Here is a 26,227-nt window from a genome sequence, read left to right as displayed (position 1 = left end):
GCCACACTCGCTTCCGCAGCTCAACCTCATGGCTCTAAACATTAAATTCGCTGTTGCGCTTCAACCTTGAAACCGCCCACCCTTGATGTGTTCTGGCGCGTTCGCAATGCGTGTTACGGCGTCATAGCCGCGGATTTCCTGCACACTCAATATGCCTACCGCGTATTGTTCGGCTCCCAGTGCGAATGCAAGGAATTGCGGCGTGCCGGAAGTCGAATCTTTTGTTCGTGTGTTCATGGGAATTGGGCGGGTAAAAGACCGAAGAAGGCCCGGAAGCGACCGCCTTCGATCGGATATGCAGCACTCAGTATTGGTGTTAGAACTGTTCCCACGCTGTGTCAGCGGTCTCGGCAGTTGCCGGCTCTTTCGATGCCGCGATGGCGTTCGGTTCCGACCGCTTGTTCGAAGCAACAGTGCTTGGCTTTGCGCGAGGGAACGTGGCGCGCGGCTTTTGCTGAGCGCTTGCAATCTGTTTTCCCGCCGCCTGGTTAGCCGCCACGGTGAACACCGACACAGCATCTTTCAACGTCACCGCCTGCTCTTCGAGCGATTGTGCAGCGGCGGCCGCTTGTTCGACCAGCGCGGCGTTCTGCTGCGTGACTTCATCCATTTGATGCACGGCCTGATTGACCTGCTCGATGCCACGGCTTTGCTCATGCGACGCCGCTGCGATCTCGCCGACAATATCGGAAACCTGCTTGATCGCCTGCTTGACCTGCCCCATGGTGACGCCCATATCGGCGGCTTGCTTTGAACCATCCTGAACCAGTCCGACGGACGATTCGATCAAGTCTTTAATCTCCTTGGCCGCCGTGGACGAACGCTGCGCCAGCGTGCGGACCTCGGTCGCGACGACCGCGAAGCCGCGGCCCTGCTCGCCTGCGCGCGCCGCTTCAACGGCTGCGTTGAGCGCGAGAATATTGGTCTGGAATGCAATGCCTTCGATCAATGCAGTGATTTCCGAAATCTTCGCCGAGCTGGTGCTGATCTGCCCCATCGTACCAACCATGGTCTGGACCGCGTCATGACCCGCATCTGCAATTTCGGTGGCCGTCGTGGCCAGTGTGTTGGCGTGGCGTGCGTTGTCGGCATTCTGCTTCACAGTGACCGTCAATTGCGACATGCTCGACGCCGTTTCTTCGAGCGACGCCGCCTGTTCTTCCGTGCGCGCCGAAAGATCGACGTTACCCGCCGCAATTTCCTTGGCTGCGGTGCCGACCGATTCCGTGGACCCGATCACGGTGGCAAGCACGCCTGAAACACGTGCCAGCAATGAGTTGAAGGCGGTTGCCGTCTGACCGACTTCGTCCATGCGGTTCACGCTGACCGTGCGCGTGAGGTTCAGAGATTTGCTGACATCGCTCAACGTGCGCTGAATGCCGCTCAAGCTCGCCCGGACGCCTTGCACGACCTGGACCGCGAACGCGCCGATAATAAGTACGACGGCCAGAATGCCGATCGCCATGCCCCACAGGGCCGTTGCGTACGCGGCCTTGTTTTCCTTGCGCAGTCCGTTACCGAATTCAACGTTATAGTTAATCTGGGTATTCAGGTCGGCCACAATCTTATCGACTGCGCCCCCAATGCCCTTTCCGTCGACAAGCAGCTCGGCGCCACCGGGAACACTTTCCCGGGATTTAGGCAGAAAGTCAGCCAGAGACGCCCTGATCGTCGCAATGTCCGCCTTGACCTGATCGTTCATTTGCTGGTCTTTTGCATCGGTAATGTCGTTTTTGTTGTAGTACTCGACGAGTTCCCCAAGCTTGTTCAGGCTGGCGTTAATGCGCGTTTCGCCATCAGAGCGTTTGGACTCGTCGGTCACGACCACGTACTGATAAAGCAGGGCTCTCAGATTCGATGTTTCAGCGATTGTCTTGCCAATGTCGGCAATACTGGGAATGGTATTGACTTGGATGTATTCAAATCGTTCTTGAGAACGCGAGAGCAGAAGGATAGCCGATGCGCCGGTGACGATCAGCGCCGCCATAAGCAATCCAAAAGCAAGAAAAAGTCGTTTTGTAATAGTCATCATTTGCCTTAATACGGTTGACGCGTTGATTACGCTACAGATAATGTTTGCGACCGCAAACGTTTGATTCAAGCTGGGTGTCAGCCCAGGTTGACGTAAATCGCTCTGGAGCTTTTTGGTTATTTACTACTCCATGCCGGCCATCTCGACATCGCGTTAGAACGTACATTTCCGACCACCGCCGTAATTTTCAAATCCCCGGCTTCAACCGGGCATGCCCTGAAAGACGAAAGCCCGGCGTCAAAAAAAGAAAGTCGGTATCGCTGGTCGCGCGTCGCGACGACGTCAACAGCAGTCTGCTGTTTAGATGGCGTCACCGATATCTTCAGGGCGGTTTTAATACGTTGCTTTCACTGAAGCAATAACGGCTGTGGTCTCACATACTGAACCCGTCCCCTAGAAATGCGACGCTAATGACGCACGGATGGTGGACTCGGTGTCGGCGAATCGTAAGCCGGAGCGTCAACACGCCTCGAAGGCGAGAGGCCAAGTCCGACGCCTACACAGGCCCATGTTTGCGGCTCCGGCACACCTCGGTCGAGCCTCGGCATGCAGCGTTCGGAGGTGCCTGGTAGTAATCTAGACGTAATACTTCCCAACGGCGGTATAAGAAATAATGATTCGAGGCATCAACAGAAACTAATAGCTCTCTGAAAATACGACTCGGACTCTCCAGGTTCGTCAAGTCGTCAGGACTGTTGGCAACGCCGCTCTCAAAAGGGCGGCGTTTTTTTACCGTCCCACGGTCCAGACACAATTGAATTTGGCTTCTCGCGTCGCGACATTACAAAATCTGCGCATCCTTGCTGGACGGTTTCCCCAGTTTGCCAATGGGCGAGGCCGGCCATATTGGACAATGGCTAACGTGGTTGCCGAACTAGGTGATGCGGCCATTTCGGCTGTGCACATCGGTGTGAGTTGCTCGGCAAACAACGAAACCGCGTCCGTACCCGCCCACTGCCCGGTTCCACGAACAACGATGGCGTCGACGTCAGGCATACTGAAAATCTTGTGTGTCGTCCGCCGACGTGGAGATGCGCAGTTCCGTTTCAGGCAACGCGTTATTTATGTCTACCAGCCGTGGGAGCATCCAGCGAATCGCGAACGTGGATGGCAACCGCAGGTGACGAATAGACGCTGTCTTGGCGTGCATGTCTGCGTGCTGAACCAGTTGCGTGAGTACGCTTACGGCCACGGTCGACGGTTCGCTTCCTTCCGCTGTCAGCGGCCCCGACGCATGGCGCACGAAAAGTGCACACCGGTAGTGCGCTTCCAGTTGCTGGATCTGACGGCTCACCGCCCCCTGCGTTCGACACAGATGGTCAGCGGCTCTGCTGATGCGCCGGTTGCGCTGCGGCGACTAATGACTGGACCGCTGTCAGCGACGGCAACGCGCGCGTGAGGTCGGCCAATGGATATGCATGCGTTGCATACCCGGTTGCGAATTTTTCGATTGTTCGATCATCGGTGCTTCGATATCGTGCTGGACGGATGCACGTCCGCTCGGGCGCGCGAGTTGTCACCGAATGATCGGAGAATGAAGATGGCCTCATCGTCGGAAGCACTATATACACGGCAGGTTCGCAACTATCTCGAGAAGCTGGAGCGCGGCGATGTCGCGGCGATCTGCGCGTTGTTTACGCCCGACGCCCAAATCTTCTCGCCGTTTCTCGGCTGGATGCGCCCTGCGCCATTCTTTGCGAAGGTCACCGCAGCGTCTGGAGAAAGCAGAATAACGCCTATCGACATCTGCGTCAGCACGACGGGGGCTCGACGTGCGACCGGTTACTTTGTCTATGATTGGGGACTGAAGGATGGGTCCGCGGTGCGTTTCGAGTGCGTTGACGTTTTCGAATTCGACGACAACGGGCTAATCGAGCGGATGACCATCGTCTACGATACCCATCCGATTCGCAGTACGGTAGGTGACAAATACGCGTAGCCGAATCGATTTCGCTCGATCACGGGACCCGGTGGCTGGATCGGGTCGGGCTGCGTCAGTCCGCTCCCGAACGCATCGTTCGAAAGCGGTCACTCGAATTCAGCGGCCCGGCAACGGACAGTCGGCAGTGCGTACTTCCGACCTCAAGCCGCCCCTCACCGCCCGACGACTTGGACGCCGCTTCTCGACGCAACAGCGGTCATTCCCACGCCTGCCGCCGGCCAATGCTTTCGCTCACATGACTTCGCTGCCGACCTCGAACGCCTCGCCGCCCGGGCGCGTCCGCATGCCTCGCGCAAGACGTGTCCAAGGCAAGTCCGCCGGGTCAGCCACCATTGGGCCGGGCGCCTTTGCGACAAGAACGGCCTCCGCGATCGGCTCGAAATCGGCACGGAAATGCACCGAGCTCTTGTTGACCAGAATCTTCATGTCCTCGGGCTGGATGCCTGCGACGCGATACAGATTTCGATCGAGCATCTGCGCCTTGGCCGAACTCACCGCGATCAGCACGCCGCCGAAACGCAGACACGCCACCGGGCCGAGCTCTGCCTGCATGCCGTTCATCATCGGGCCGTCGTAGCGGCAACGTCCGTCCGAGAGCGATATAACCTCGAATTCACCCGTGAACGGCGCATCGCCCGGCACGTTGGACTGGCCGCCCAGCGACAGTTCCAACCGCGCGCCGACGCCCCCACGATGCGCCGCAGCGGCCGCCTCGGGATCGTAGATCAGCCCGAAGGCCGCGCCGGTCGCGCCATTGCGTACCAACGCGCGCAGCATCTCCATGGTGTTGGCATCGCCGCCCGCGCCGGGATTGTCCTGCGTATCGGCGATGACGACCGGACGGCTCGCGCCCTTCGACAGGCGCATCGCTTCGCGCACGGCTTCGTCGGGCGAGAGGAACGGCACGCACCAGGCGCGCTCGTCGTCGAGCATGCGGCGATACAGCGAGTCGACGGCAGCATGCGCGGTCTGCGCCGAATCTGCGTAAGCCCAGATCACCGGACCGCATTCGGCGAAATCCGCCGCCGGGAAACCCGGCGCGAACGACGCGGATACGACCGTGCCCGCCTCCGCCGCGCTCACGGCGTCGTACATGCCGCGCGACGGCTCGAGCAAGGTACACATGCCGTTGATCGGAATTAGGAACGGCAGCCGCCGTGACGCGCCATGCAGCGTCTCGCCCGCCAAAAGCCGTTCCAGCAGCGCAGCCGCGCGCGCACCGGTGTCCGCCATATCGACGTGCGGATACGTGCGGTATGCGACGAGTGCATCGGCGTTTTGCAACATGCGCTCCGTGACGTTCGCGTGCAAGTCGAGCGAAGCGACGATCGGCACATCGCGCCCGACCGCTTCGCGCAGACGAGCGAGCAGCTCCCCTTCGCCGTCGTCGACATGCTCCGCGACCATCGCGCCGTGCAGATCGAGATACACCGCATCGAACTCACGCGTGCGCGCCGCCTCGACGATTTCGCCCACGATGCGCTCGAAGGCGTCGCGTGTCACGTGCGCCGATGGACTCGCGCCCGCCCAGATCACCGGCACGAGCGTGTGCCCCGACGCTTGCGCCGCACGAATGAATCCGCCGGCGGGAATGTTGACCTCGCGCAGCGCGAGCACGTCGTCGCCGCGACACATCAGCGGAAAACCTTCTCCGCGCTCGAAGTTTTCATAGGCGGCTTTCGATGGCGCGAACGTATTCGTTTCGTGCTGGAAGCCGGCGATGAGAATGGTGCGATTGGAACTCGGCAAGATGGAAACCTCTCGTTTTCGTGGTCTGTTCGATGAATGGCGATGGTCACGCCGCACGCGCGGGACGCATGGCGATCAGCACGAGTGCACCGATGGCGAGCAGCGCAACCATCACGTACAAGCCGGCGTGCAGGCTGCCGGTCGCGCTTTGCGCCCAGCCGATGATCGTCGGGCTAAGAAAGCCGCCGATCAGCCCGATGGTGTTGATGAGCGCGATTCCACCCGAGGCGGCGTCTCCCTTCAAATGCTCGGAAGGCATCGCCCAGAACACCGTGTAGGCGCACCACATCATTGCGGTCGCGATGGTCATGCAAGTCAGCGATGTCGCCAGATCGCCGCCGAAGAAGGTGGCGAGCGCGAGCGCCAGCGAGCCGACGAGAGCGGGAACCGCACTGTGATAGCGCCGCTCGCCGCGCCGGTCGGAACTGCGCCCGATGACGATCATCGCGATGGCCGCAGCAACATAGGGAATCGCGGAATACAGGCCGACCTGCATCGTGTCCCTGACGCCCGCTGCCTTGATGATGGACGGGAGCCAGAAGCTCACGGCATAGATGCCGCAGATGAAGCAGAAGTACGGCACGGCCATCAGATAGACACGCGGATCGCGCGCCACCTGCGCAAACGAATGATGACCGCCGGAAGTATCGAGTTCGGACGCGAGCAGGCGCTTTTCATCGTCGGAAAGCCAGCGCGCGTCGGCGGGACGGTCCGCGAGCACGAAAAGCGCGAGTACGCCGAACAGCACGCACGGCAGGCCCTCGATGAGGAACATCCACTGCCAGCCATCGAGGCCGTGGGCGCCGGAGAACGACGTCATGATCCACGTCGAAAGCGGCCCACCGAAGGCGCCGCCGATCGGCCCGGCGAGCATCACGATCGCCATCACCTGCCCCATGCGCGCGCGGCCGTACCAGTACGTGAGATAGAAAATCATGCCGGGCGCGAAGCCGGCCTCGAACACGCCGAGCAGGAAGCGCATCGCATAGAAGGTCGTTTCGTTGCGAACGAGCAGCATCGCCGCCGAGGTCAAACCCCAAAGAATCATGATCCGGCTGATGGTCTTGCGTGCGCCGACCTTCGGCAGCAAGAGATTGCTGGGAACTTCGAACAGCACATAGCCGAGAAAGAAGATGCCCGCGCCGAGGCCATAAACGGCGTCGGAGAAACCCAGATCGCTCTGCATCTGCAGTTTGGCGAATCCGATATTGACGCGGTCGAGATACGCGAATGTGTAGCAAAGCAGCAGGAACGGAAGCAGCCGCCAGTCGAGCTTGCGATACAGCGCCGCGTGCACTTCGGTGACGTGCGTGGAGGGAATGGCGGACAAGGGCGTTCTCCGATGAACGTTTCGGTCGTGAGGTGAATTTATCTTCGACATCCAAAATGCGATGAGCAAGAGCAACCGAAGTCGGCTATCGTTGCCTGCTGGGCAACGCTAGAACGAGTCGCAAGATGCGCGAACTGAACCAACGAAGGCTGCGGTACTTCCACGAAGTGCTTACGCAAGGCTCCATCCGGGCGGCGGCGGACAGCCTCAACACGGCGGCATCCGTCATTACGCGGCAAATCCGCTTGCTCGAGGAGGAAGTCGGCGCGGCGCTGTTCGAACGACAGGCACGCGGCGTGAAACCGACCGAGGCGGCGGCTCATCTGCTTGAGTACTGGCGTGGCTGCCAGGCACAGCAGGAACAACTCGAAGACCGGTTGCGGGCGTTGCACGGCCTGCAGCGTGGGCACATCCGGCTTGCGATCAGCGAAGGCTATATCGACGGCCTGATGGAGGAAGTGCTGAGCGACTTCCACATGCACTATCCGAAGCTCGATGTGGCCGTCGATATCCTGCCCGTCAACGACGTGCTCGAGGAAGTCGCCGAGAGCCGCGCGCACATCGGGCTCGCGTACAACCCGCCGGCGCATCCGGACATCGTGTATCGGGCGACGTCATCGCAGCCGGTCGTATTGCTGGTCAATGCGGCGCATCCGCTTGCAAAGCGCGGCGGCGCCGTCACCATCGCCGAGATGTTGCGGTATCCGCTCGCATTGATGCCGCCGGCCTTCGGTCTCGGACAGGTCATCGAAATGCTCGCCTACACGGAAAATATCGAGGTCAGACCGTCGCTCGTCACTAACTCGCTGCAGGTCCTGCGTCAGTTCGTAACCCGCGGCGAAGGCGCGACGTTGATCGGTGCGTTTTCCGTGTACCGGGAGATCGATGCGGGCGAGTTGGTCGCTTTGCCCATCCTTCATCCGCTGTTCGAGGCGGCGAAAGCTCGCATCCTGGTGAAGGCGCGACGGCCCCTCTCCGGCGCGGCGGAAGAACTGTTGAGCTGGATTCTGCAGCGGATGAGCGTATTTGCGACGAGCGCCTGAGGCGCTCATCCAAACCACTGATCGCCGTCCTCGCCGGGGATTTCGGCGTTGACACCGCGCGTTCGACGCGATATTGTCCGACAACCTGATTAATCGCCGATGCAATGCTTGAACTCGAAAGACCTGACTCCCTGGTGCAGCGAGTAGTCGGAGCGATCCGCGCAGAGATTCAGGCGGGCAACTTCCCCGCAGAATCCCGCTTGCCGACCGAGCAGCAGCTCTCGGAGCGGCTCAACGTCAGCCGCTCGGTTGTCCGCGAAGCCATCGCTCAATTGAAGTCCGATGGCGTGCTGACCGCGCGCCGGGGCGCCGGCTCGTTCATCTCCGGCACACCTTCGGGCACGGTCTTTCGCCTTCCCAGCCCAGACGGTAACCGCATCGATCTTCCGCAATTGTTCGAGTTTCGGCTGTGGATAGAGACGCAGGCCGCCACCGCGGCCGCGCGGCGCCGGACGCGCGCGGACCTGAAGCATATGAGCGATGCGATTCGGCAGATGGAACTGAAGCGCAACGATTCGCAAGCGGCGTCGGCGGCGGACGTCGCTTTTCATCGCGCCATCGCGGCGGCGACCAAGAACGATTACTTCGTCGCGTTCCACGATTTCCTTCACAGCCAACTCGCGATAGCGCGGCGCGCGCAATGGGAAAAGACGGCGCACCACGCCGGCGACTTCGCCTGGCGCGAGCACGGTGAGCTCTTCGCTGCCATTGAACGCGGCGATTGCATCGAGGCCGCCGTTTCCGCCGAGCGTCATTTGCGCGCGGCGGCAAAGCGTCAAGGCATCGACCTGCCAAGTAACGACTGACGTTGCGGCGCCCATGTTCGATGAGCGCCGCAAGATTTTAAATACTTTGTCTGACAACCTGATTTTCCGACTACTACATGCTGCGCCTGACAGTTCCCAAGACGAACCAAACACAACCAGGAGACATTCAGTGAAAGAGCAAGCCCAAGTCCGAACCTGCCTCAAGCACCTCCCGCTCGCCGGACTCGTCGCCGCGTGCGCGTTGACGGCCGCGGGCGGGGCGAACGCGCAAGGCAGCCTGACGCTATACGGCATCGTCGACGAAGGCGTGAACTACACGAGCAACGTGCAGACGAGCCCCGGCAACGGCCACAACCTGTTCAGCTTGTCTAGCGGCATCCTGAGCGGCAGCCGCTGGGGGCTGCGCGGCGTGGAAGATATGGGCGGTGGCTTGAAAGCGATCTTCGTGCTGGAGAACGGTTTCGACGTGAACAACGGCCGGATGGGCCAAGGGTCGCTGGAATTCGGCCGCCAGGCTTATGTCGGACTCTCGACGAACGTCGGATCCTTCACGCTTGGCCGCCAGTACGACCCGGTCGTCGATTATGTGCATGCGCTGATGCCGAGCGCCATGTTCTCGGGAAGCATCGGCGCGCATCCGGCTGACCTCGACAATCTGAACAACGCGAACCGCGTGAACAATGCGGTCAAGTACCGCACGGTCAACCTGAACGGTTTTTCGGCCGAAGGGCTTTATAGCTTTGGCGGCGTTCCCGGCAGCGTCGGCACGAATCAGATCTGGTCCATCGGCGTGGGCTACGCGAGCGGTCCGCTCAACGTGGGCGCGGGCTATCTCAACGCACGCAACCCGAACGCTTCGTTTTTCGGCACGGCAGTCGGGGCCACGGCGGCGAGCAACAACTTCGGCAGTTCGCCGGTGATCAATGGTTATGCGTCGGCGCAGTCCCAGCAAATCATCGGCGCTGGCGCGACTTACGCGATCGGCCGGGCGACGCTCGGGGCCATCTACTCCAACACCAGGTTCAAGAACCTGAGTGGCACCGTATCCGTCCTGAACCCTGCGGGAGCCAGCGGCACGGCGACCTTCAACAGCGCCGAACTCGACTTCCAGTATCAGTGGACGCCGGCGCTGTCGCTCGGCGCGGCCTACAGCTACACGAAGAACAGCGGCGCGCATGACGCCAGGTATCACCAGGGCGCGCTCGCTGCCGACTACGCGGTTTCCAAGCGGACCGACTTCTATCTGATCGGCGTCTTGCAACACGCCTCGGGCACCGACTCGACCGGCCACGCTGCGCGCGCGGCGCTCAACGGCCTCACGCCGTCGTCGTCGGATCAGCAGGCCGCCGTTCGCTTCGCCGTGCGCCACAAGTTCTAACGAGTCGCCACACACCCGGCTTTGCCTTCAACAGGATGCTTCCAGTGAATAACACCATCACTTCGCTCACCGAAGAGAACCGCGCGCGCCTTCGTGGCGTCAGCACGGCGACCCTGACCACCGCCCTCTTCAAGCGTGGCCTGTGCAACGTCTGCGTCCAGGGCGTGCTGCCCGTCAATCCGGCGGCGGCGCGCATGGTCGGCGAGGCGTTCACGCTGCGCTATATTCCGGCGCGCGAGGACCTCGACACCCTGTCCGTCTTCACCGATCGGAGTCATCCGCAGCGGCGCGGCGTCGAAGAAATTCCGCCCGGTCACGTCATGGTCGTCGATTCCCGCAAGGACCCGCGCGCCGCTTCGGCGGGCGGCATCCTCATCACGCGAATGATGATGCGCGGCGTCGCCGGAATCGTAACCGACGGCGGATTTCGCGACACGCCGGATCTGCGCTCGCTCGACTTCCCCTGCTATGCGGCTCGTCCGTCCGCGCCGACGAACCTGATACACCACCACGCTGTGGATTTGAACGTGCCGATCGCGTGTGGCGATGTCGCCGTGTATCCCGGCGACATCATCGTCGGCGATGAGGAAGGCGTCGTCGTGATCCCGGCGCACCTCGCGAACGAAATTGCCGAGGAAGCGGCCAGGATGACGCTTTTCGAGAATTGGGTCGATGCGCGCGTGCGCGAAGGCCGTTCCACCTTCGGCCTGTATCCGCCCGACGAGTCGACGCGAGCGGAATTTGCAGCGTGGCAAGCAGACGGCAGCAAGTAATTCGGAATCGCGACGCGGCGCGCTTAGTGCGCCGCACAGCCACCATAACGTCAAGCGCCACGGCGAGCGCAGAAAGCCGCCGGGCATGGAGACCCTAGTGACAAACCGTAGTGTGGAAGCTCAACTCTTCACGCGCGTGGCGTGGCGGCTCGTGCCGCTTCTCATCGCGATCTTTCTCACCGCCTATATCGACCGCGCGAACATCGGCTTCGCCAAGTTGCAGATGCTCACGAGCCTGCATATGAGCGAGGCATCGTATGGCTTCGCTTCGTCGCTGTTCTTCATCGGCTATCTGTTGTGCGAGGTGCCGAGCAATCTGGCGATGCATCGGTATGGCGCGCGCCGCTGGATCTCGCGCATCATGTTCACGTGGGGCGTGGCGACGCTGCTGCTCGCGTGGACGCCGTCCGAAACCGCGTTTCAGGTGCTGCGCTTCTTGTTAGGCGCAGCGGAAGCGGGACTGTATCCCGGCATTATTCTCTATCTCGGCATGTGGTTTCCGGAGCGCCAGCGAACCGGCATCATCGGATTGCTCACGCTTGGCAGCAGCATGGGCAACATGCTCGGCTCGCTCATCGGCGGCTTCTCGCTCGAACTGCACGGTTTGCTCGGCCTTGAAGGCTGGCAGTGGGTGTTTCTCACGACGGGCACGCCCGCCGTCTTGCTGACCTTCGTCTCCTTGTACTTCCTGCCGGACAATCCGCGTTCGGCGCGCTTTCTCTCCGAGCGCGAGAAGGAGGTCATCGAGGACAGTCTGCGCCACGATCCGGCGCCGGTTCACGCGACGGGCAGCGCCTGGTCGTTCGGCTCGCTCTTGACCGTGGCGCTCTTTTCGATCGGCTATGGCACGATCTCGATTGCGATTTACGGTATCGCATACTGGCTCCCTACCCTTGTCCGGGGCTTCGGCGTATCGAGCAGTGTCAACGGCATGCTCAACATGATTCCGTGGTTCCTGACATCACTGATGCTGCTGTGGCTGCCGCGCCGCTTGCGCAGTCCTCGCACTGTGCTGACGGCCGCGTTCGGTGCGGCGTTCCTCGGCATTCTGTGCTTCATCGCGAGCGTCGGGCCGTTCTCGAATGCGGTGCGTTTCGCGGCGCTCTCGGCAGGCGCGCCGTGCCTGTATCTGATGATCCCGTGCTTCTGGGCGCTGCCGCCACGGCTCTTGCCGGCATCGTTCATGAAGGGCGCGGGCGGCGCCGCGGCGCTTGCGGTCATTGCTGCGGGCTCGAGCGTCGGCGGATTCCTGGCGCAAAACATCATGCCGTGGGTCGGAAAGGCCATGCACAGCACCTCCGCACCGATGCTCGTGCCAGCCTTCACCCTGATGTTGCTCGGAGCCGGGGCGCTCGTCGTGTGGTTCCGTCTCGGTCTGGCGGGACGCGGCGGTAACGATGCGGTCGGGGCCACGCGCTGATTTCGCTCAAAAGCCTGCCCTGTCGAGGCGGATACAAACGGTCTGCGCGCTCGTCGCGTCCTCATGTGACGATGACCGACGAGCGCGGAACTAATGGAAAACGGAAGGTCGTTGCGCGGCATGATCAAAACCAGGCAATCCAAAAACGTCCCCCGGCGAATGCGCGGCTTCTTGTCGCTCGCCGATTTCGAAGCAGCGGCGAGGCGCAGGCTGCCGCGCCCGCTCTTCGGTTACGTCGCGGGCGCGACGGAAGACAATGCGTCCCTCGCGGACAACCGCGCGGCCTTCAACGAACTCGGCTTCGTTCCGCGCGTACTGCGCAACGTGTCGCAGCGAAGCCAGTCGATCGAGCTCTTCGGCGTGCGCTACGAGTCCCCGGTCGGCATTGCGCCGATGGGCATCAGTTCTTTGACGGGCTATCGCGGCGACCTCGCACAGGCGCAGGCGGCGCGCGAATGCGGCGTGCCCATGATTCTCAGCGCAGCGTCGCTCGTTCGGCTAGAAGCAGTCGTCGAAGTCGCGCCGGGCGCATGGTTTCAAATCTACATGCCCAGAACGCTGGAAGAAATGCGCGCGCTGGTGGAGAGAGTCAGCGCCGCCAATGTATCGACGCTGGTCGTTACGGTGGACTCGTCAGTCGTGCCAAACCGGGAGAACAACATGCGCAACGGGTTCCGGACTCCGCTCAGACCAAACTTTCAGCTATTGCGCGACGGCCTGACGCATCCGAACTGGTCGCTCTTCACGTTCCTGCGCACGTTGCTTCGTCATGGCATGCCGCATTTCGAGAATGCCTCGGCGCAACGAGGCGAGCCGTTGCTCTCGCGTCGCGCCAACCGGGATTTCAGCGGACGTGAGCATCTGGACTGGGATGCAATCCGCGAAATCCGCGCGCGCTGGAAGGGTCCACTGGTGATCAAAGGCATTCTGCATCCGGTCGATGCGGCGACTGCGCGAAACCTCGGAGCCGACGGCATAATCGTGTCCAACCATGGCGGCCGACAACTCGACGGCTCGGTCTCGCCGATGCGCATGCTGGCTCCCATCGCGGAAGCCTGTCCAGATATGCCGCTCATGATCGACAGCGGCTTTCGACGCGGCACGGACGTATTGAAGGCTATCGCTCTTGGCGCGACATGCGCTTTCATCGGGCGGCCGATGAACTACGCGGCGTGCGTGGGCGGACAAGCCGGCGTCGAGCATGCCATCGGTCTCGTGAAGGCCGAGATTCATGCGGATATGGGACTGCTCGGCGTGAACCGTCTCGACGAACTCGGGCCCGAATTCCTGCGTCTGTTAAGGTTTGGGCCCGGTGAGCTGAGCGCGGGGCCGACGCGCCCGTAAAGGATCGTAAGGACGATGTCGCGAGAGTGACGATCATGATCGCAGCACCGACGAATTAGCCAAACAACCCAATATTCGCACCACTGTGATCTGGACCGTCAATATGACGACGTCGCGGGGAAAGGATCGCATCTTGCCGTTGACCTTTTCCCCGACACCCTTCGCCCGACCTTCATTCATGATTGATTTTCCGAATGAAGCGCTACGGGATGTAGGCGTGGTTCATAGATCGCATGAAGGATGCCGCACGTCAACCCGACGCGAGGCGTTCTAACGGTCCTCTTGAGCTAGCTACTCAAACGCGCGGCGTAGCGACGGCGCCATACCGTGGCCCTGCTTTGACTGTGATTAGTTCGCGGCCTGCCAGCCCTTTTCTGTCTTGGAGAAGAAGGCCCAGGCGTGTCGGGGGACGGCGTCGCCGACTTTGGCGCTGTCCTTGAATCCGTATTGTTCCATTGCGATCCATGCCGCTATGAAGGACATCCGGCGGTCTTTCGCTTCCGCCGGAGCTTCTTCGCTATTCCACCAAGCGATACACGGCGCACACGGATTCAGCAGGGCATCCCGGCGCGCTTTGAAACCATCGTCCTGATTGGCGATCCACTGATTTACCAGCATCGATTGCTGCATGTTAGTAACGCTGTTTTCCAAAGCGGTCGCATCAAAGAACGCGCCGGTCTCTCGCCTGGCATTGGTGGCCTTATCCTTCTGGTAGAGCTTGGCGTTCGCGAGCACCGTTTCAGCGTAGGGTTGGGTAAGCCTCAGGTTGTAGCTGTAGGTCACCTTGTAGAGGTTGGCTGAGTTCTGGTCGACCTGCCCGTTCGCACGCTCGAAGTTGGTGACTTCGAGACCCTCGGTCGAGTCGTTATCAGCGATCTTCCGAATCACCTCGGATGAGAGTTTGTCGCTCGGCTTATCGTCGCAACCGGCCAGCGCCAGAGTCGACAGTAGAACGGCTGCCACGCTGATTTTCTTCATGCTGCAAAGACTTCCTGTATTACGCGATTGACTTCTCGCTTATTGACTTATCGACGTGGTGGCCACACAAACGCATTTTCAACATGACATGGTGTCAAGTGGCATCGGTTTCCGATGGTGCTGCAGGCCTAATGCTATGAAGTTGGCAATGCGCGTGGGCGGACACTTCGAACTGTTCTGGGTGCGGGCCTCGACAATCCCGGCCTTAACGACGGGATAGTCTCGACCCAAAGCCATACCTGCGATTAATTGAAAATGCCAGTCTTGTGTGAAACGGCTGATTCGCTCATCGAATAGCGCTTGACGATGTTGTCGGCAGAGAACAGAACAACCAGTTCCTTCTTCTTGCCGCTCGCGCTCGAGCCCAGAAGGTTCACCACTGGAATATAGCTGACTGCGTCAGAGTGAAGCTTCGTCAACTCGTAGTGCCAAATCTCCAGTCCCCCGTCCGTGAACTCTGTCTTCAATGGCGATCCGAACATGCTACGGACCTCGTCCTTCGTTGTTTTACCGTCAACAATCTTCGTGGACACACTCGCCTCGGTTTCCGAGCGCAGCGAGTCATTACCGGTGCCGGCGCACCCCGCCAGCGCGAAGGCACCTGCGGCGATAGCGGCCGCAAAAGTTAGTTTCCTCATACATCCTCATATCGTTATTACGTTGTTTCCGGGCACGACGAAGCGCTGACCGCTGATTTTCGTCGGCACGTGAGCTATCGGCAGTACAACGCAAAACTTGAGGGAAAAGCGTCTCGAAAGTTGCCCTTGTAGGTCATCCCGATGCAGATTACGGCTCGTTCCCATTGCCGTAACGGACCCTCACGCGGGCCGCTCGATCACATAGTCGGTTGCACAAGTTCACGAGATCTCGTCTCGCGCCAGTGTGGCTGAACACTGCGCCAAACTGTATTCCGGCCGTCACCTGTACGATCGCCTGGCTTCTTATCCATCGCGCCGCGATACAGGGCTTACCTCTGTAGGTTCTTGCCGATCACCGTTGCCTGAATCGACCAGTTCTAGCGAGCCCGAAGCCTTATCGTCCGAGCTTGCGAGCGCGGGCGGAAGGTTCCGCGCACAGCCGCCTTCGCATGATTTGGCGTCTGGTGCTCCTTGTGCTCTACAAACATAAAGCGTCATCCTGTGCTCATCAACCAGCCTTCCATCCATAACATGAGATGGCGCGGCAATCGCCGAAGCAACAGTGAATAGCACCGCGATTCCGATAAGCGATTCATATTCGTGCTCCTTTCTGACATCCATTCAAGGCGCGTTCGTCTGTCTGCGCGCCCCCCTCCGCGCGGTGTCATCATCACTGCGGCGCCATGATGCGTAACACCGGACGGCCGTTAAGATTTTTCAGCGGGAAGTACGATCGATGCGTCATTGCATCGACATACACAACGTGAGCGTTCGGTCCAAGGAGACCTTCGCCGACCTTTGCTACATGAGTCCCGTCATAGCGGAACATCGATACGACACCTGCTTCGCCGGCCACATACACCGTGCTTGCCGAAGCATCGAACGCAAGCACGTCGGGGGCTCGTCCTACCTCGAACGATTGCGATACGCGCTTCGTGCGCAGGTCGAGCACCAGCAATTTGCTGTTCCCCTGACAAGCGATGAATGCCAGCCGGGATTGCGGAACGATGAGCAAGCCGTGGTTTCCGTCTGCTCCGGGCAGGTCGATGCGGGCGACGATCGTGTCCGCCGAGGGGTCAATTTCGATCAACTGCCGACGCGTCTGAACGTTGACAAAGATATGTCGAGACACCGGATCGTATTGCGTGTTGCCGACCTCACCATCAAGCGCAATGGTCTTCACGCGCTGGTTCGTTAACACATCAATGACGGTCTCAGTCTTTCCAGTCTCGTCGGAGACATAAAGCTTGTGCACATCGGGGGCATAGGCCATGCCGTCGGGATAGACACCTCCGGGCATACGAGCGACAACCTTTAGCGTCTTCTCGTCGATTGCAACGATCTCGTTCGTTCCGGTCGCGGAGGCGAATACCCGCGACAATTCCGGAATAACAAGCACGCCATGCACGGCAGAGACGTTCGTTATCGTGGCAATGACGCGCGCATCGTGCGTATCGAAGGCGACGACTTCTCCATCTCCCAAGTGGGCAACCATCAACAGATGACGCTCAGGATCGCCGCTTTCGTAATCGAAACGAGTCGTGTGTCCCGGTATCGGAATGTCCGCGACGTGCCGCAGCAGGAGATGCTCCGCGTTACCTTGATCAGCTGCCGCTCCAACGCGAGGCAGCAACGCCCCGATTGAAGCACCCAGCAGTAGTGCTGCCCCAAGAACAGGGCAAAGCCGCCGAATCTGTTGTAACGGGTTCATGAACGGTCTCCGTCGAGACGTACATGTGGGAAAGCGGCGAGCAACGCCTGCTTGCAGATGCTCTCGAGCGCGCCGCATGCAAGCAGCGGTGCTTCGAGCGATCTAGTCCGAGCAGGAAGCAGCACCGCGCTGAATCATCGCGAAAGCCTCGTAGACCTCGCGCCGCGAGCAGTTGCCACGCGCCAGCTTGAGTCCGAGCGTTCATGCACGCCGTATTCATTGGCATAAGCCGGTGTCGGCTTGTCTCGCCACACTCCAGCCGTTGACCGAAAAGGCCGGTGTTTATGGGGGGCACGAGTTCTTACTTGTTACCGCGCTCTCGATGGAAGCTGTCGTCACTGTGCTAGTTCCGACCGCCGATTCGAAGCGCGAGGCGACCGAAGACCACTTCGGCGACCGCTCTACGAGATAGCGTCGCATCGGAGTCTCGCGTTCATGTCCTCCGCAAAAACTGCTGCAAAACGCTGCCATAAAGATAACTCCCATTTCTGAATGACAGCAAGCGTCCTTCTCGCCTCAGCATCGATCCGGGTCGTCGAACCGCAGCTTGTTGCCGGCGCCCTGCGACGCTCCGACGACAGACAACGCAGAAGTGGCCAAATCGGCCTCCGCGGACGTTCGAGCGAGCTCCCCTGCAAAGCATCGGCCGAAGCGCCGATCGCGCCACGGGGCGTAATTGGCCCCGCTCCTCCTGGCGACGCGTTGCCTGGGCAAATGCCTGCCCCACCATCTTATTGATGGTGCGTATCCATGCAGCCACCTTTCCGTTCCTGAGTATTCGACATCCGCTGCTCGCGCTGGACGCCGTACGCAATGCTCTTGGGCGCATCAGTCGACAGACGCATGACCGCTCCCAAACCGGTGCACGGAGTCGCGCCAACGGTGCACGCGAAGGCGTCCACCCTCCGTTAACGTGCACAAGCAAACTGAAGGGCCTTTGCCTGCTGGCGTCGCTCATTGGCACACTTCATGCCTAATGAATTTCATTCAAGTTACTTGAATAAAATTCAGATTGTTTTCACAATAGCCCACACGCAAGGAGAGCATCATGAACCAGGGTCTTCGCCGTTTGCTGATCGCACTCACAGGCGCGGTCGCGCTCAACGCGGCTGCGCCGTCTTACGCGCACGCGGACGATCTGCTCGGACGCATCAAGTCGAACAAGGAAATCACGATCGCCACGGAAGCGCGTTACGCGCCATTCGAATATGTGGACAACGGCAAGATCGTCGGCTACGACGCCGATCTGATGGCCTACGTGTTGAAGTCCCTGCCCGACGTGAAGGTCAAGCAGCTCGATCTGCCGTTTCAGGGCTTGTTGCCGGGCCTCGATGCCGAGCGCTTCGACGTGGTCGTCACGGCGGTGACGGTTAACAAGGATCGCGCGGAGCACTTCGCGTTCACCGTGCCCGTCGCGGATGCGACCACCGGCGTGCTGATGCGCCAGGGCGATGCATCGGTCAAGGGGCCGAGCGATCTCAACGGCAAGGTCGTCGGATCGCAGACCGGATCCGCGCAACTGCAGGCCGTGATGGCGCTCGACAAGAAGCTGAAAGAAGCCGGCGGCCCCGGTCTGAAGCAGATCAAGCAATACGTCGCGTTCGACGAAGCCTATGCGGACCTGGCGGTCGGCCGGCTCGATGCAGTCGCACAGTCGGTGGCCAATCTCGGGCCGCTGCTGAAGTCGCGCCCGGGCGTGTTCGCCGTGTTGCCGCAGACCATTGGTCCGAAGAGCTACTTCGCGTGGGTTGCCCGCAAGGATGCCGACAGCGCCGCGCTTCTGAAGCTCTTCAGCGATGGCATCGCCAAGGCCAATAGCGACGGCACCATGAAGAAGCTCCAGGAGAAATGGTTCGGCTCGACGATGGAGGTGCCGACCACGTTGCCTGCCCCTTCCATCTGATATGGATATGAACGGTCCCGATCTGCTCACGCGCTGCATCGGCTATCTGCCGCAGTTGCTCGACGGCGCGCTGACGACCTTCGTGCTCTCGGGCGTCGCCGTGTGTTGCGGCTTCTTCGTCGGCGTGTTCGTCTACACGATGTCCGTGAGCGACAGCCGTCTGATGCGCGGCGCGGCGCGCGTGTATGTCAGCGTGCTGCGCGGCACGCCGGTGCTCGCGCAGCTGCTCGTGTTCTACTACGTGCCGTCCGCGCTCGGTCTCGAACTGCCGGGGCTCGCGGCGGCGGTGATCGGGCTCTCGCTGAACACCGGCGCGTACCAGTCCCAGATTCTCGGCGCGGGCTTTCGCTCGATCGCGCCGGGTCAGATCGAGGCGGCATCGACGTTCAATCTCACGCGGCGGCAGGCCTTGTGGCACATAGAAGTGCCGCAGGTCGTGCGCGCGACACTACCTGCTTTGGTATCCGAAATGGTCGACATCGTCAAGGCGTCGGCGGTCGTGTCGGTGATCTCGGTAACGGACCTGATGCGCGTCAGCCAGCAGCTTTCGTCATCGACCTATCGGCCGCTCGAAGTGTACGCGCTGGCCGCGGTGTTTTATCTGGCGATCACGTCGCTGCTCGCGGGCGCGGGTCATGTGTATGCGCAACGCGCGGCGCGGCGTCCCTGACCGGAGAACGAGGCATCAGCATGAACACTGTCACTGCACTCATCCCGCGCTTCATCGAAGCGATGGGCGTCACGCTCGAAGTGAGCGTGCTCGCCGCGCTCATCGGCATTGCCGCGGGCTTCGCCCTCAACGCGATGCGTCTCGCGTTCGGCCACCCGTTCAAGCTTCTCTACGGCGCGTTCGTGTGGCTCGTGCGCGGCACGCCTTACCTTTCCCAGCTCGTCATCGTGTACTTCGGCTTGCCGGTCGTCGGCATCACGCTGTCCGCCGTGCAGGCCACCATTGTTTCGCTCGCGTTCTATTCGAGTGCCTATTTCGCGGAGCTTTTTCGCGCGGCGTGGGCCAGCGTGCCGCGCGGCCAACTCGAAGCCGCCGCCGCATTCGGCGTGAGCAGACGCGATGCGTTCCGTTCGATCGAATTGCCGCAGGCGCTCGCCTTCGCCGCGCCGCTCATTGCCAATCAAACCATCCTCGTCATTAAGGAGAGCGCGGTCGCCTCGATCATCACCGTCCCGGAACTGACGATGACCGCAAGCGATATCGTCGCATCGAGCTACACGTATATCGGTCCGTATGCGCTGCTGATCGCGTGTTACTGGCTGCTCACCCAAGCTGTGTCGGTCATCGCACAGGCGGCGACATCGCGCATTCCGTTTTCAAGGAAGACATCATGAGCGACCTCCCGATTCTAAAGCTACACGCCGTCGGCAAGTCGTATGGCGAGAACCGCGTGCTCAAGGGTATCGACCTGGATGTGATGCGGGGCGAGATCGTCACGCTGATCGGGCCGTCCGGTTCCGGCAAGACAACCGCGCTGCGCTGCATGAATTTTCTCGAAGCCTACGATGAAGGCGAAGTGTGGATCAAAGGCCAGTTGCTCGGCTATCGCTCGACGGGACGCACGGCGAAGGATCGCGATAGCGAAGCGAGCATCGCCGAAGTGCGCCGCCCCATTTCGATGGTCTTTCAGCAGTTCAATCTCTGGCCTCACATGAACGCGCTCGACAACGTGGCGACGCCGCTCGTGCTCGCCAAGAGGACGAGCAAGCGCGAAGCCCGCGAAAAAGCCCTCGCCGCGCTCAAGCGCGTGGGCCTCGACCATAAGGCCGATGCCTATCCCGCGCGACTGAGCGGCGGACAGCAGCAGCGCGTGGGCATCGCGCGGGCGCTGGCTATCGAACCCGAAGTGATTTTGCTCGACGAGCCGACATCCGCACTCGATCCCGAACTCGTGGAAGAAGTGCTCAACGTGATCCGCTCGCTCGCGCAAGAAGGCATGACGATGGTCATGGTGACGCATGAAATGAGCTTCGCCGCGAAGATCTCCGACAAGGTCGTGTTCATGGAAGCGGGCAGGATCGTCGAAGCGGGACCGCCCGCACAGCTCTTCGGCAATACACGCACCCCGCGTCTTCAGCAGTTCCTCAAGCCGTGGCTCGAACGCAGTCTCGATTTCGTGAGCCAAGGAGCGACGTCGTGATCGCCACGCAAATCGCCGATGCGGTGAACGCCGACCGTCTGCTCGAATCGATCGATGCTCTCGCCGCCTTCGGCGCGCGCGGTGACGGCGGCGTGAACCGCCCGGCGCTCGGCGAGCGCGATCTCGGAGCGCGGCGCTTTCTGATTGAACGTGCCCGTGCGCTCGGATGCAGCGCGCGCGTCGATGCGTGCGCCAATCTCTTTTTTCGCCGCGAAGGAGATGCGTCGCTGGCTCCGGTGATGACCGGCAGCCACATCGACACCCAGCCGACCGGCGGCAGGCTCGATGGCTGTTACGGCGTGCTCGCGGGTTTCGAAGTGCTGGCCGCACTGAGCGATGCGAACGTGCGCACGCGCCGTCCGCTCGAAGTCGCGATCTGGACCAACGAGGAAGGCACGCGCTTCTCGCCGGGCGCAATGGGATCGAGCGCGTTCGTGGAGCCGTCGCGCATGACGCGTCATGCCGATGCGCGCGATACCGACGGCATCACGCTGGGCGACGCACTAGAGCGTCACCGGAACGCATTCCCCGACCTCGCGCAACGCATCGAGCGCGACGCGCCGCATGCGTTCGTCGAGCTTCACATCGAACAAGGACCGCAACTGGAAAGCGCCGGCGTTCCGCTTGCGGTCGTCAGCGGCATACAGGGCGTGCGCTGGTACGCCTTCCATGTCGACGGCATGGCGGCCCACGCCGGGACCACGCCGATGGCGCTGCGCCGCGATGCAATGACGCGGGCAATTGCATTGCGCCACGAGCTCGATGCAATCGCGCACGAACTCGGCGGCGGCGATACGCGCGTCACGTTCGGACGCTGGAGCATCGAACCGAATTCGATCAACACGATTCCCTCGGCGGTGACGTTCACCGTCGACTTCCGTCATCCCGATGCCGGCGTGCTCGCCGCATTCGATGCCCAAGTGAACGCGATCGCACAGCGCCACGAAGCGCGCATCGAAGCGTTGTTCACGCATGCGCCGGTCGCATTCGATGCGTCGGTTCTGTCGCGCATCGACGAAGCGTGCCGCGCGCTCGATGCCCGCGCACTGCACATGACGTCCGGCGCGTTTCACGACGCAATGTATCTCGCGCAGCATTGCCCGAGCGGCATGATCTTCGTGCCGAGCCGCGACGGCATCAGCCATAACCCCGCAGAAGCCACCGACGCCGCGCATCTCGTGCTCGGCGCGCGCGTGCTCGCGCATTGCCTCACCACACTCTGCAACGACTGAAGGAGCCATCGACATGAACGCCCCCGCCACCATCCACGCCTGCGCCGATGACAACGGCCAGGAAACCGGCGTCAACGCCACGCTCAACGAACCCATCTCGCCGGACGGCACGCCGGAAATCGGCAAGACCTACACGGTCCCCGCCCGCTGCGGCCGCGCCGTGCGCGTCAAGGCGGGGCAGACGATCCGCATCGCCAATCCGCACGGCACGCAAGTGTGCGATACGTGGATCTTCAACGCGCAGCATCTGAACGAGTTCCTGTCGTTCGAACACACGCGCGCATCCATCGACAAGATCATTCCGCAGCCGGGCGACCCGCTCGTGACGAACCAGCGCCGCCCGATTGCCGAACTCGCCGCCGACACGTCGCCCGGCGTGCACGACACGCTGATCGCGGCGTGCGATCTGTATCGCTATCGCAATCTCGGTGTCCAGCATTACCACGACAACTGCTCGGACAACCTGCGCCTTGCGCTGAAGGCCATCGGTCTGCGCACGAAAGAAGTGCCGCAGCCGTTCAACCTGTGGATGAACATCCCGGTCAAGTCCGATTACACGATCGACTGGCTGCCGCCCGTATCGAAGTCCGGCGATTACGTCGATATCAAAGCCGCAATGGATTGCGTCGTCGTGATGTCCGCGTGCCCGCAAGATATCATTCCGATCAACGCGCTCAACCCGCTCGAGGTCGAGTTCACGGTTCTCGCGTAAGCGCGGTTTCCCTTTATTCGACAGGACTTTCTTCGTGCCCAGCAAACGACTTTCATCGACGGGCGATGCCGCCCGCGCCCCGCGCAAGACGGCATCTTCACGGGCTCCGCGCAAAGTGGACGGCGCAGCGGGCACGTCTGCCGCCGATGGCCTGGGCACGCGCCTGCGTCATGCGCGCATGGTGCGGCACATGACGCTCAAGGTGCTCGCCCAGACGGCCGGTTGCTCCGAGAGCTTGCTGTCGAAAGTCGAGGGCGGCCACGCCACGCCGTCGCTCGCGATGCTGCACAAGCTGGCGATCGCCCTGGATACGAATATCGCGGCGCTGCTGTCGTCGCCCGCGATGACGGCATCGCCCGTGCAGCGTGCGGGCGAGCGGCCGTCCGTGCGCTTTCCGGGGGCGCGTGCCCCGACGGATCGGAGCAGGCGCGGCCGCGGTTCGATCGTGCTCGAGCGTTTGGTCGTGCCGAGTCCCGGCCAGTTGCTTCAGGGCGACATCCACGTGCTCGAACCGCTCGCGCGCAGCGACGAGCAGATTCATCACGTCGGCGAAGAACTCGGATACGTGCTCGAAGGCGAACTGGAACTGACGCTCGCCGATCAGACCTATTCGCTGAAAGCCGGCGATTCGTTTTATTTCGCGAGCACCGAGCCGCATAGCTATCGCAATCCGGGCGATACGGTCGCACGCATTCTTTGGGTCAACACCCCGCCCACCTTCTGACTCTCTCGCTCACATCATGGCCGCCACCGATCTTTCACAGATGCAGTTGCCGCGCTTCGCCGGAATCCCCACGTTCATGCGCGTGCCGTTCGAGCGCGATCTCGCGGCGCTCGATATCGCGCTGGCAGGCGTACCGTTCGATGGGGGCGTCACCGCGCGTCCCGGCGCGCGTTTCGGTCCGCGCGAAATCCGCAATATGTCGACGATGATGCGCGCGATCCATCACGTCACGCGTTTCAATCCGTTCGAGGCGTGCCGCGTGGCAGATATCGGCGATGTGCCGTTCGAGCATCTCTACGATCTTGAGGCCGCGCATGGGGACATCCGCCGCTTCTTCGAGCCGGTGTTTCGCGCCGGAAAAATGGCGCTGATTGCGGGCGGCGATCATTCGATCACCTATCCGGTTTTCCAGGCCATAGCGCCGAAATCGCCCCTCGCGCTCGTCCACATCGATGCGCACACCGACACCTGGGACGCGTTCAAGGGTTCGAAATTCACGCATGGCGCTCCGTTCAGACGGGCAGTCGAAGCTGGCCTGCTCGACCCGAAGCGCACGATCCAGATCGGCATTCGCGGCGCGCAGAACACCGACGAAGGCTGGCGTTACTCGCTCGATCACGGCATGCGTGTGGTGTTCATCGAGGAATTCGAGAAACGCGGGCCAACGGCGATTGCGGAAGAGGCGAGGAAAATCGTCGGTGATGCGCCGGTTTATCTCTCGCTCGATGTGGACGGTCTCGATCCGGTCTTCACGCCGGGCACGGGCACGCCGGAAATTGGCGGCCTGACGACGCGCGAAACGCTGGCGCTCTTGCGCGGACTGGACGGGCTGAACTGGGTCGGCGGCGACGTGGTCGAGGTATCGCCGCCTTACGACCCGAGCGGCAACACCGCGCTCGTCGCTGCGACGATGATGTACGAGATCTTGTGCCTCTTCGCCAGACGTGCCGCGATGCCGGCCATCAACGCGCCCGTCAGTATCTGAGTGCCGTGAGTTACTTCGCGGACATGAAGCGAGAAGACCAGGATGCTCTGCGCGCAAGAGTGAAAATGCCGAATGGCGATGGCTTTCCCGGCGATCCGCGGCCGGGAAAGTCATGGCTCACGGCCGCATCTGCCCTCACAGTTCGTTGAAGTGAATCTCGCCGCATTTCATCACGAGCGGAATGCGCTCGCCCTGGCCGAGCATGCAGGAGATATCGGCGAGCGGGTTGCCATCGACGACGATCATGTCGGCCCATGCGCCCGGCGCGATGCAGCCGAGCTTATCGGGCAAGCCGAGCACTTCGGCGGCGGTCGTGGTCGCGGCGAGCAGCGCCGCCTTGTTGCCGAGCACTTCGGAACGGATGCGGAATTCGTCGCTTTGCAGACGCTGCGAAGGTCCGAGCAAGTCGGATCCGAAGCCCATCTTCACGCCTGCATCGCGATAGATTTCGAGCGAACGCAAGCCCGCCTCGCGCACGTCCGCGATCTTCGCTACGCTTTCCTCGCCGAGGCCGTACTGCGCACCTTCGGAAGCCAGCGCTTCATACGTGACGAGCGTCGGCACCACGTATGCGCCATGTTCGGCCATTAGCTTGGCGGCGGGCGCATCGACCAGATTGCCGTGCTCGATCGTGCGCACGCCCCAGCGCACGACGCGCGAGATCGCATCGGCGGTGTAGGCATGCGCCATCACGTACGTATGGCGCGCGCGCGCTTCCTCGACGATCGCGCGTACTTCATCCTCCGCATAACCGTATGCGCCGACTGGATCGGTCGGCGACGCCACGCCACCCGACGCCATGATCTTCAGATGATCCGCGCCCATCTGCAGTTCTTCGCGCGCGGCGCGGCGCACTTCATCGACGCCATCCGCCACGCGTGCGAGCGCGCCTACGCGCACGCAGCATCCGCACGGCGCGCTATTGCCCATGTAGTCGGAGCGGCCGCGCATGTCGCCGTGTCCGCCTGTCTGACTGAGCGCGCGTCCCGCCACGAAAAGGCGCGGCCCGACAGCGAGCCCGCTTTCCACCGCGATCTTGTGCGGATGTCCCGCGCCGCCCGCATCGCGTACAGTGCTGAAACCTCGACGCAGCATCGCGCGCATGATGGGCACGGAACGCAGCGTCACCAGCACGTTGGGCATGTGCACTTGCTGCGAAAGATTGAGCTGCACGGCGACCACGTGAACGTGCAGGTCGATGAGACCCGGCATCAACGTCTTGCCCTTCAGATCGATCACCTGCGATGCCGCGCTTTGCAGCGGCTTGTCGGACACTTCCTTGATGAGCCCGTTTTCGACGAGCACGTGATGCGCTTCGCGCAGCTCGCCTCGTGCCGGATCGAGCACGGCAGCATTGCTGAACAGGATGCTTTGCACTGTCATCTTCTCCATGAAAAAGCCGCTGCCCGAGCATGC

General features: G+C 61.6%; 23 protein-coding genes and 2 pseudogenes. 15 read left to right on the top strand and 10 right to left on the bottom strand.

Annotation, left to right across the window (positions count from 1 at the left end; translation table 11 throughout):
- Positions 1–78 precede the first annotated feature (78 nt).
- The 3 genes and pseudogenes from AB6804_RS07570 to AB6804_RS07560 form a co-directional block, all read right to left on the bottom strand.
- A pseudogene (locus AB6804_RS07570) lies at positions 79–237 on the bottom strand (chemotaxis protein CheW); the annotation flags it as partial.
- Between the two features lie 79 nt (positions 238–316).
- Positions 317–2,029 carry a methyl-accepting chemotaxis protein gene (locus AB6804_RS07565; RefSeq protein WP_370885953.1) on the bottom strand — a complete coding sequence of 571 codons (1,713 nt, stop codon included), beginning with the start codon at positions 2,027–2,029 and terminating at the stop codon, positions 317–319.
- 837 nt (positions 2,030–2,866) lie between these two features.
- Positions 2,867–3,494: pseudogene (locus AB6804_RS07560) on the bottom strand (LysR family transcriptional regulator); the annotation flags it as partial.
- A gap of 78 nt (positions 3,495–3,572) precedes the next feature.
- Here AB6804_RS07560 and AB6804_RS07555 point away from each other — a divergent pair.
- A complete protein-coding gene (locus AB6804_RS07555; protein ID WP_370885952.1) occupies positions 3,573–3,971 on the top strand; it encodes a nuclear transport factor 2 family protein in 399 nt (132 codons plus the stop codon).
- Positions 3,972–4,205: 234 nt separating this feature from the next.
- On the opposite strand, the gene AB6804_RS07550 is transcribed toward AB6804_RS07555, so the two are convergent.
- Positions 4,206–5,723 (bottom strand): M81 family metallopeptidase, encoded by a 1,518-nt coding sequence (locus AB6804_RS07550; protein WP_370885931.1) that lies wholly within the window; start codon positions 5,721–5,723, stop codon positions 4,206–4,208.
- A gap of 46 nt (positions 5,724–5,769) precedes the next feature.
- On the bottom strand, positions 5,770–7,053 hold the full coding sequence (locus tag AB6804_RS07545) for an MFS transporter (protein WP_370885930.1): 1,284 nt from the start codon (positions 7,051–7,053) through the stop codon (positions 5,770–5,772).
- A 125-nt stretch (positions 7,054–7,178) separates the two neighbouring features.
- Here AB6804_RS07545 and AB6804_RS07540 point away from each other — a divergent pair, with 125 nt between their 5' ends.
- From AB6804_RS07540 to AB6804_RS07515, 6 genes are all read left to right on the top strand, one after another.
- Positions 7,179–8,096 (top strand): LysR family transcriptional regulator, encoded by a 918-nt coding sequence (locus AB6804_RS07540; protein ID WP_370885929.1) that lies wholly within the window; start codon positions 7,179–7,181, stop codon positions 8,094–8,096.
- A 134-nt stretch (positions 8,097–8,230) separates the two neighbouring features.
- Entirely contained in the window at positions 8,231–8,902 is a 672-nt protein-coding gene (locus AB6804_RS07535) for a FadR/GntR family transcriptional regulator (RefSeq protein WP_370885928.1), read from the top strand.
- A gap of 130 nt (positions 8,903–9,032) precedes the next feature.
- A complete protein-coding gene (locus tag AB6804_RS07530) occupies positions 9,033–10,241 on the top strand; it encodes a porin (protein ID WP_370885927.1) in 1,209 nt (402 codons plus the stop codon).
- Positions 10,242–10,285: 44 nt separating this feature from the next.
- A complete protein-coding gene (locus tag AB6804_RS07525; RefSeq protein ID WP_370885926.1) occupies positions 10,286–11,014 on the top strand; it encodes a ribonuclease activity regulator RraA in 729 nt (242 codons plus the stop codon).
- 85 nt (positions 11,015–11,099) lie between these two features.
- On the top strand, positions 11,100–12,434 hold the full coding sequence (locus AB6804_RS07520) for an MFS transporter (protein WP_370885925.1): 1,335 nt from the start codon (positions 11,100–11,102) through the stop codon (positions 12,432–12,434).
- Positions 12,435–12,554: 120 nt separating this feature from the next.
- Complete coding sequence (locus AB6804_RS07515) at positions 12,555–13,778, top strand: alpha-hydroxy-acid oxidizing protein (RefSeq protein ID WP_370885924.1); 1,224 nt, start codon at positions 12,555–12,557, stop codon at positions 13,776–13,778.
- A 348-nt stretch (positions 13,779–14,126) separates the two neighbouring features.
- Here AB6804_RS07515 and AB6804_RS07510 read toward each other — a convergent pair whose 3' ends face one another.
- The 4 genes from AB6804_RS07510 to AB6804_RS07495 all read right to left on the bottom strand — a co-directional run bounded on the left by AB6804_RS07510 (position 14,127) and on the right by AB6804_RS07495 (position 17,105).
- Entirely contained in the window at positions 14,127–14,756 is a 630-nt protein-coding gene (locus tag AB6804_RS07510; RefSeq protein WP_370885923.1) for a hypothetical protein, read from the bottom strand.
- Between the two features lie 245 nt (positions 14,757–15,001).
- Positions 15,002–15,394 carry a hypothetical protein gene (locus tag AB6804_RS07505; protein WP_370885922.1) on the bottom strand — a complete coding sequence of 131 codons (393 nt, stop codon included), beginning with the start codon at positions 15,392–15,394 and terminating at the stop codon, positions 15,002–15,004.
- 197 nt (positions 15,395–15,591) lie between these two features.
- Positions 15,592–15,705 carry a hypothetical protein gene (locus tag AB6804_RS07500; protein WP_370885921.1) on the bottom strand — a complete coding sequence of 38 codons (114 nt, stop codon included), beginning with the start codon at positions 15,703–15,705 and terminating at the stop codon, positions 15,592–15,594.
- Positions 15,706–16,064: 359 nt separating this feature from the next.
- Positions 16,065–17,105 carry a hypothetical protein gene (locus AB6804_RS07495; protein WP_370885920.1) on the bottom strand — a complete coding sequence of 347 codons (1,041 nt, stop codon included), beginning with the start codon at positions 17,103–17,105 and terminating at the stop codon, positions 16,065–16,067.
- A gap of 1,048 nt (positions 17,106–18,153) precedes the next feature.
- On the opposite strand from AB6804_RS07495, the gene AB6804_RS07490 reads away from it, so the two are divergent.
- From AB6804_RS07490 to speB, 8 genes are read left to right on the top strand one after another with little or no spacing between them, the layout of a single operon-like run.
- Positions 18,154–19,008 carry a transporter substrate-binding domain-containing protein gene (locus AB6804_RS07490; RefSeq protein ID WP_370885919.1) on the top strand — a complete coding sequence of 285 codons (855 nt, stop codon included), beginning with the start codon at positions 18,154–18,156 and terminating at the stop codon, positions 19,006–19,008.
- Positions 19,009–19,015: 7 nt separating this feature from the next.
- Positions 19,016–19,678 (top strand): amino acid ABC transporter permease, encoded by a 663-nt coding sequence (locus tag AB6804_RS07485; protein ID WP_370885918.1) that lies wholly within the window; start codon positions 19,016–19,018, stop codon positions 19,676–19,678.
- Positions 19,679–19,698: 20 nt separating this feature from the next.
- Positions 19,699–20,352: an amino acid ABC transporter permease gene (locus AB6804_RS07480; RefSeq protein ID WP_370885917.1), complete on the top strand. Its 654-nt coding sequence runs from the start codon at positions 19,699–19,701 to the stop codon at positions 20,350–20,352.
- Entirely contained in the window at positions 20,349–21,158 is an 810-nt protein-coding gene (locus AB6804_RS07475; protein WP_370885916.1) for an amino acid ABC transporter ATP-binding protein, read from the top strand. Before AB6804_RS07480 ends, AB6804_RS07475 begins: the two co-directional genes overlap by 4 nt.
- Positions 21,155–22,390 carry a M20 family metallo-hydrolase gene (locus AB6804_RS07470; protein ID WP_370885915.1) on the top strand — a complete coding sequence of 412 codons (1,236 nt, stop codon included), beginning with the start codon at positions 21,155–21,157 and terminating at the stop codon, positions 22,388–22,390. The genes AB6804_RS07475 and AB6804_RS07470 overlap by 4 nt, the downstream gene beginning before the upstream one ends.
- A gap of 13 nt (positions 22,391–22,403) precedes the next feature.
- Positions 22,404–23,102, top strand: coding sequence for a DUF1989 domain-containing protein (locus AB6804_RS07465; RefSeq protein ID WP_370885914.1), 699 nt, complete (start codon positions 22,404–22,406; stop codon positions 23,100–23,102).
- Between the two features lie 34 nt (positions 23,103–23,136).
- Positions 23,137–23,826 (top strand): cupin domain-containing protein, encoded by a 690-nt coding sequence (locus tag AB6804_RS07460; RefSeq protein WP_370885913.1) that lies wholly within the window; start codon positions 23,137–23,139, stop codon positions 23,824–23,826.
- Between the two features lie 16 nt (positions 23,827–23,842).
- Positions 23,843–24,811: an agmatinase gene (gene speB / locus AB6804_RS07455; protein ID WP_370885912.1), complete on the top strand. Its 969-nt coding sequence runs from the start codon at positions 23,843–23,845 to the stop codon at positions 24,809–24,811.
- 135 nt (positions 24,812–24,946) lie between these two features.
- Here speB and AB6804_RS07450 read toward each other — a convergent pair whose 3' ends face one another.
- Complete coding sequence (locus tag AB6804_RS07450) at positions 24,947–26,188, bottom strand: amidohydrolase family protein (RefSeq protein ID WP_370885951.1); 1,242 nt, start codon at positions 26,186–26,188, stop codon at positions 24,947–24,949.
- Between the last annotated feature and the right edge of the window lie 39 nt (positions 26,189–26,227).

Source organism: Caballeronia sp. RCC_10 (assembly GCF_041360715.1).
GTDB lineage: Bacteria > Pseudomonadota > Gammaproteobacteria > Burkholderiales > Burkholderiaceae > Caballeronia > Caballeronia grimmiae.
This window is presented reverse-complemented; position numbering and strand designations above follow the sequence as displayed.

Bases quoted from the DNA above. Each gene is read 5' to 3' on its own strand.
- AB6804_RS07565 (WP_370885953.1), bottom strand. From the start codon at position 2,029: ATGACTATTACAAAACGACTTTTTCTTGCTTTTGGATTGCTTATGGCG.
- AB6804_RS07555 (WP_370885952.1), top strand. From the start codon at position 3,573: ATGGCCTCATCGTCGGAAGCACTATATACACGGCAGGTTCGCAACTAT.
- AB6804_RS07540 (WP_370885929.1), top strand. From the start codon at position 7,179: ATGCGCGAACTGAACCAACGAAGGCTGCGGTACTTCCACGAAGTGCTT.
- AB6804_RS07520 (WP_370885925.1), top strand. From the start codon at position 11,100: ATGGAGACCCTAGTGACAAACCGTAGTGTGGAAGCTCAACTCTTCACG.
- AB6804_RS07515 (WP_370885924.1), top strand. From the start codon at position 12,555: ATGATCAAAACCAGGCAATCCAAAAACGTCCCCCGGCGAATGCGCGGC.
- AB6804_RS07510 (WP_370885923.1), bottom strand. From the start codon at position 14,756: ATGAAGAAAATCAGCGTGGCAGCCGTTCTACTGTCGACTCTGGCGCTG.
- AB6804_RS07505 (WP_370885922.1), bottom strand. From the start codon at position 15,394: ATGAGGAAACTAACTTTTGCGGCCGCTATCGCCGCAGGTGCCTTCGCG.
- AB6804_RS07500 (WP_370885921.1), bottom strand. From the start codon at position 15,705: ATGGATAAGAAGCCAGGCGATCGTACAGGTGACGGCCGGAATACAGTT.
- AB6804_RS07495 (WP_370885920.1), bottom strand. From the start codon at position 17,105: ATGAACCCGTTACAACAGATTCGGCGGCTTTGCCCTGTTCTTGGGGCA.
- AB6804_RS07490 (WP_370885919.1), top strand. From the start codon at position 18,154: ATGAACCAGGGTCTTCGCCGTTTGCTGATCGCACTCACAGGCGCGGTC.
- AB6804_RS07485 (WP_370885918.1), top strand. From the start codon at position 19,016: ATGAACGGTCCCGATCTGCTCACGCGCTGCATCGGCTATCTGCCGCAG.
- AB6804_RS07480 (WP_370885917.1), top strand. From the start codon at position 19,699: ATGAACACTGTCACTGCACTCATCCCGCGCTTCATCGAAGCGATGGGC.
- AB6804_RS07475 (WP_370885916.1), top strand. From the start codon at position 20,349: ATGAGCGACCTCCCGATTCTAAAGCTACACGCCGTCGGCAAGTCGTAT.
- AB6804_RS07465 (WP_370885914.1), top strand. From the start codon at position 22,404: ATGAACGCCCCCGCCACCATCCACGCCTGCGCCGATGACAACGGCCAG.
- speB (WP_370885912.1), top strand. From the start codon at position 23,843: ATGGCCGCCACCGATCTTTCACAGATGCAGTTGCCGCGCTTCGCCGGA.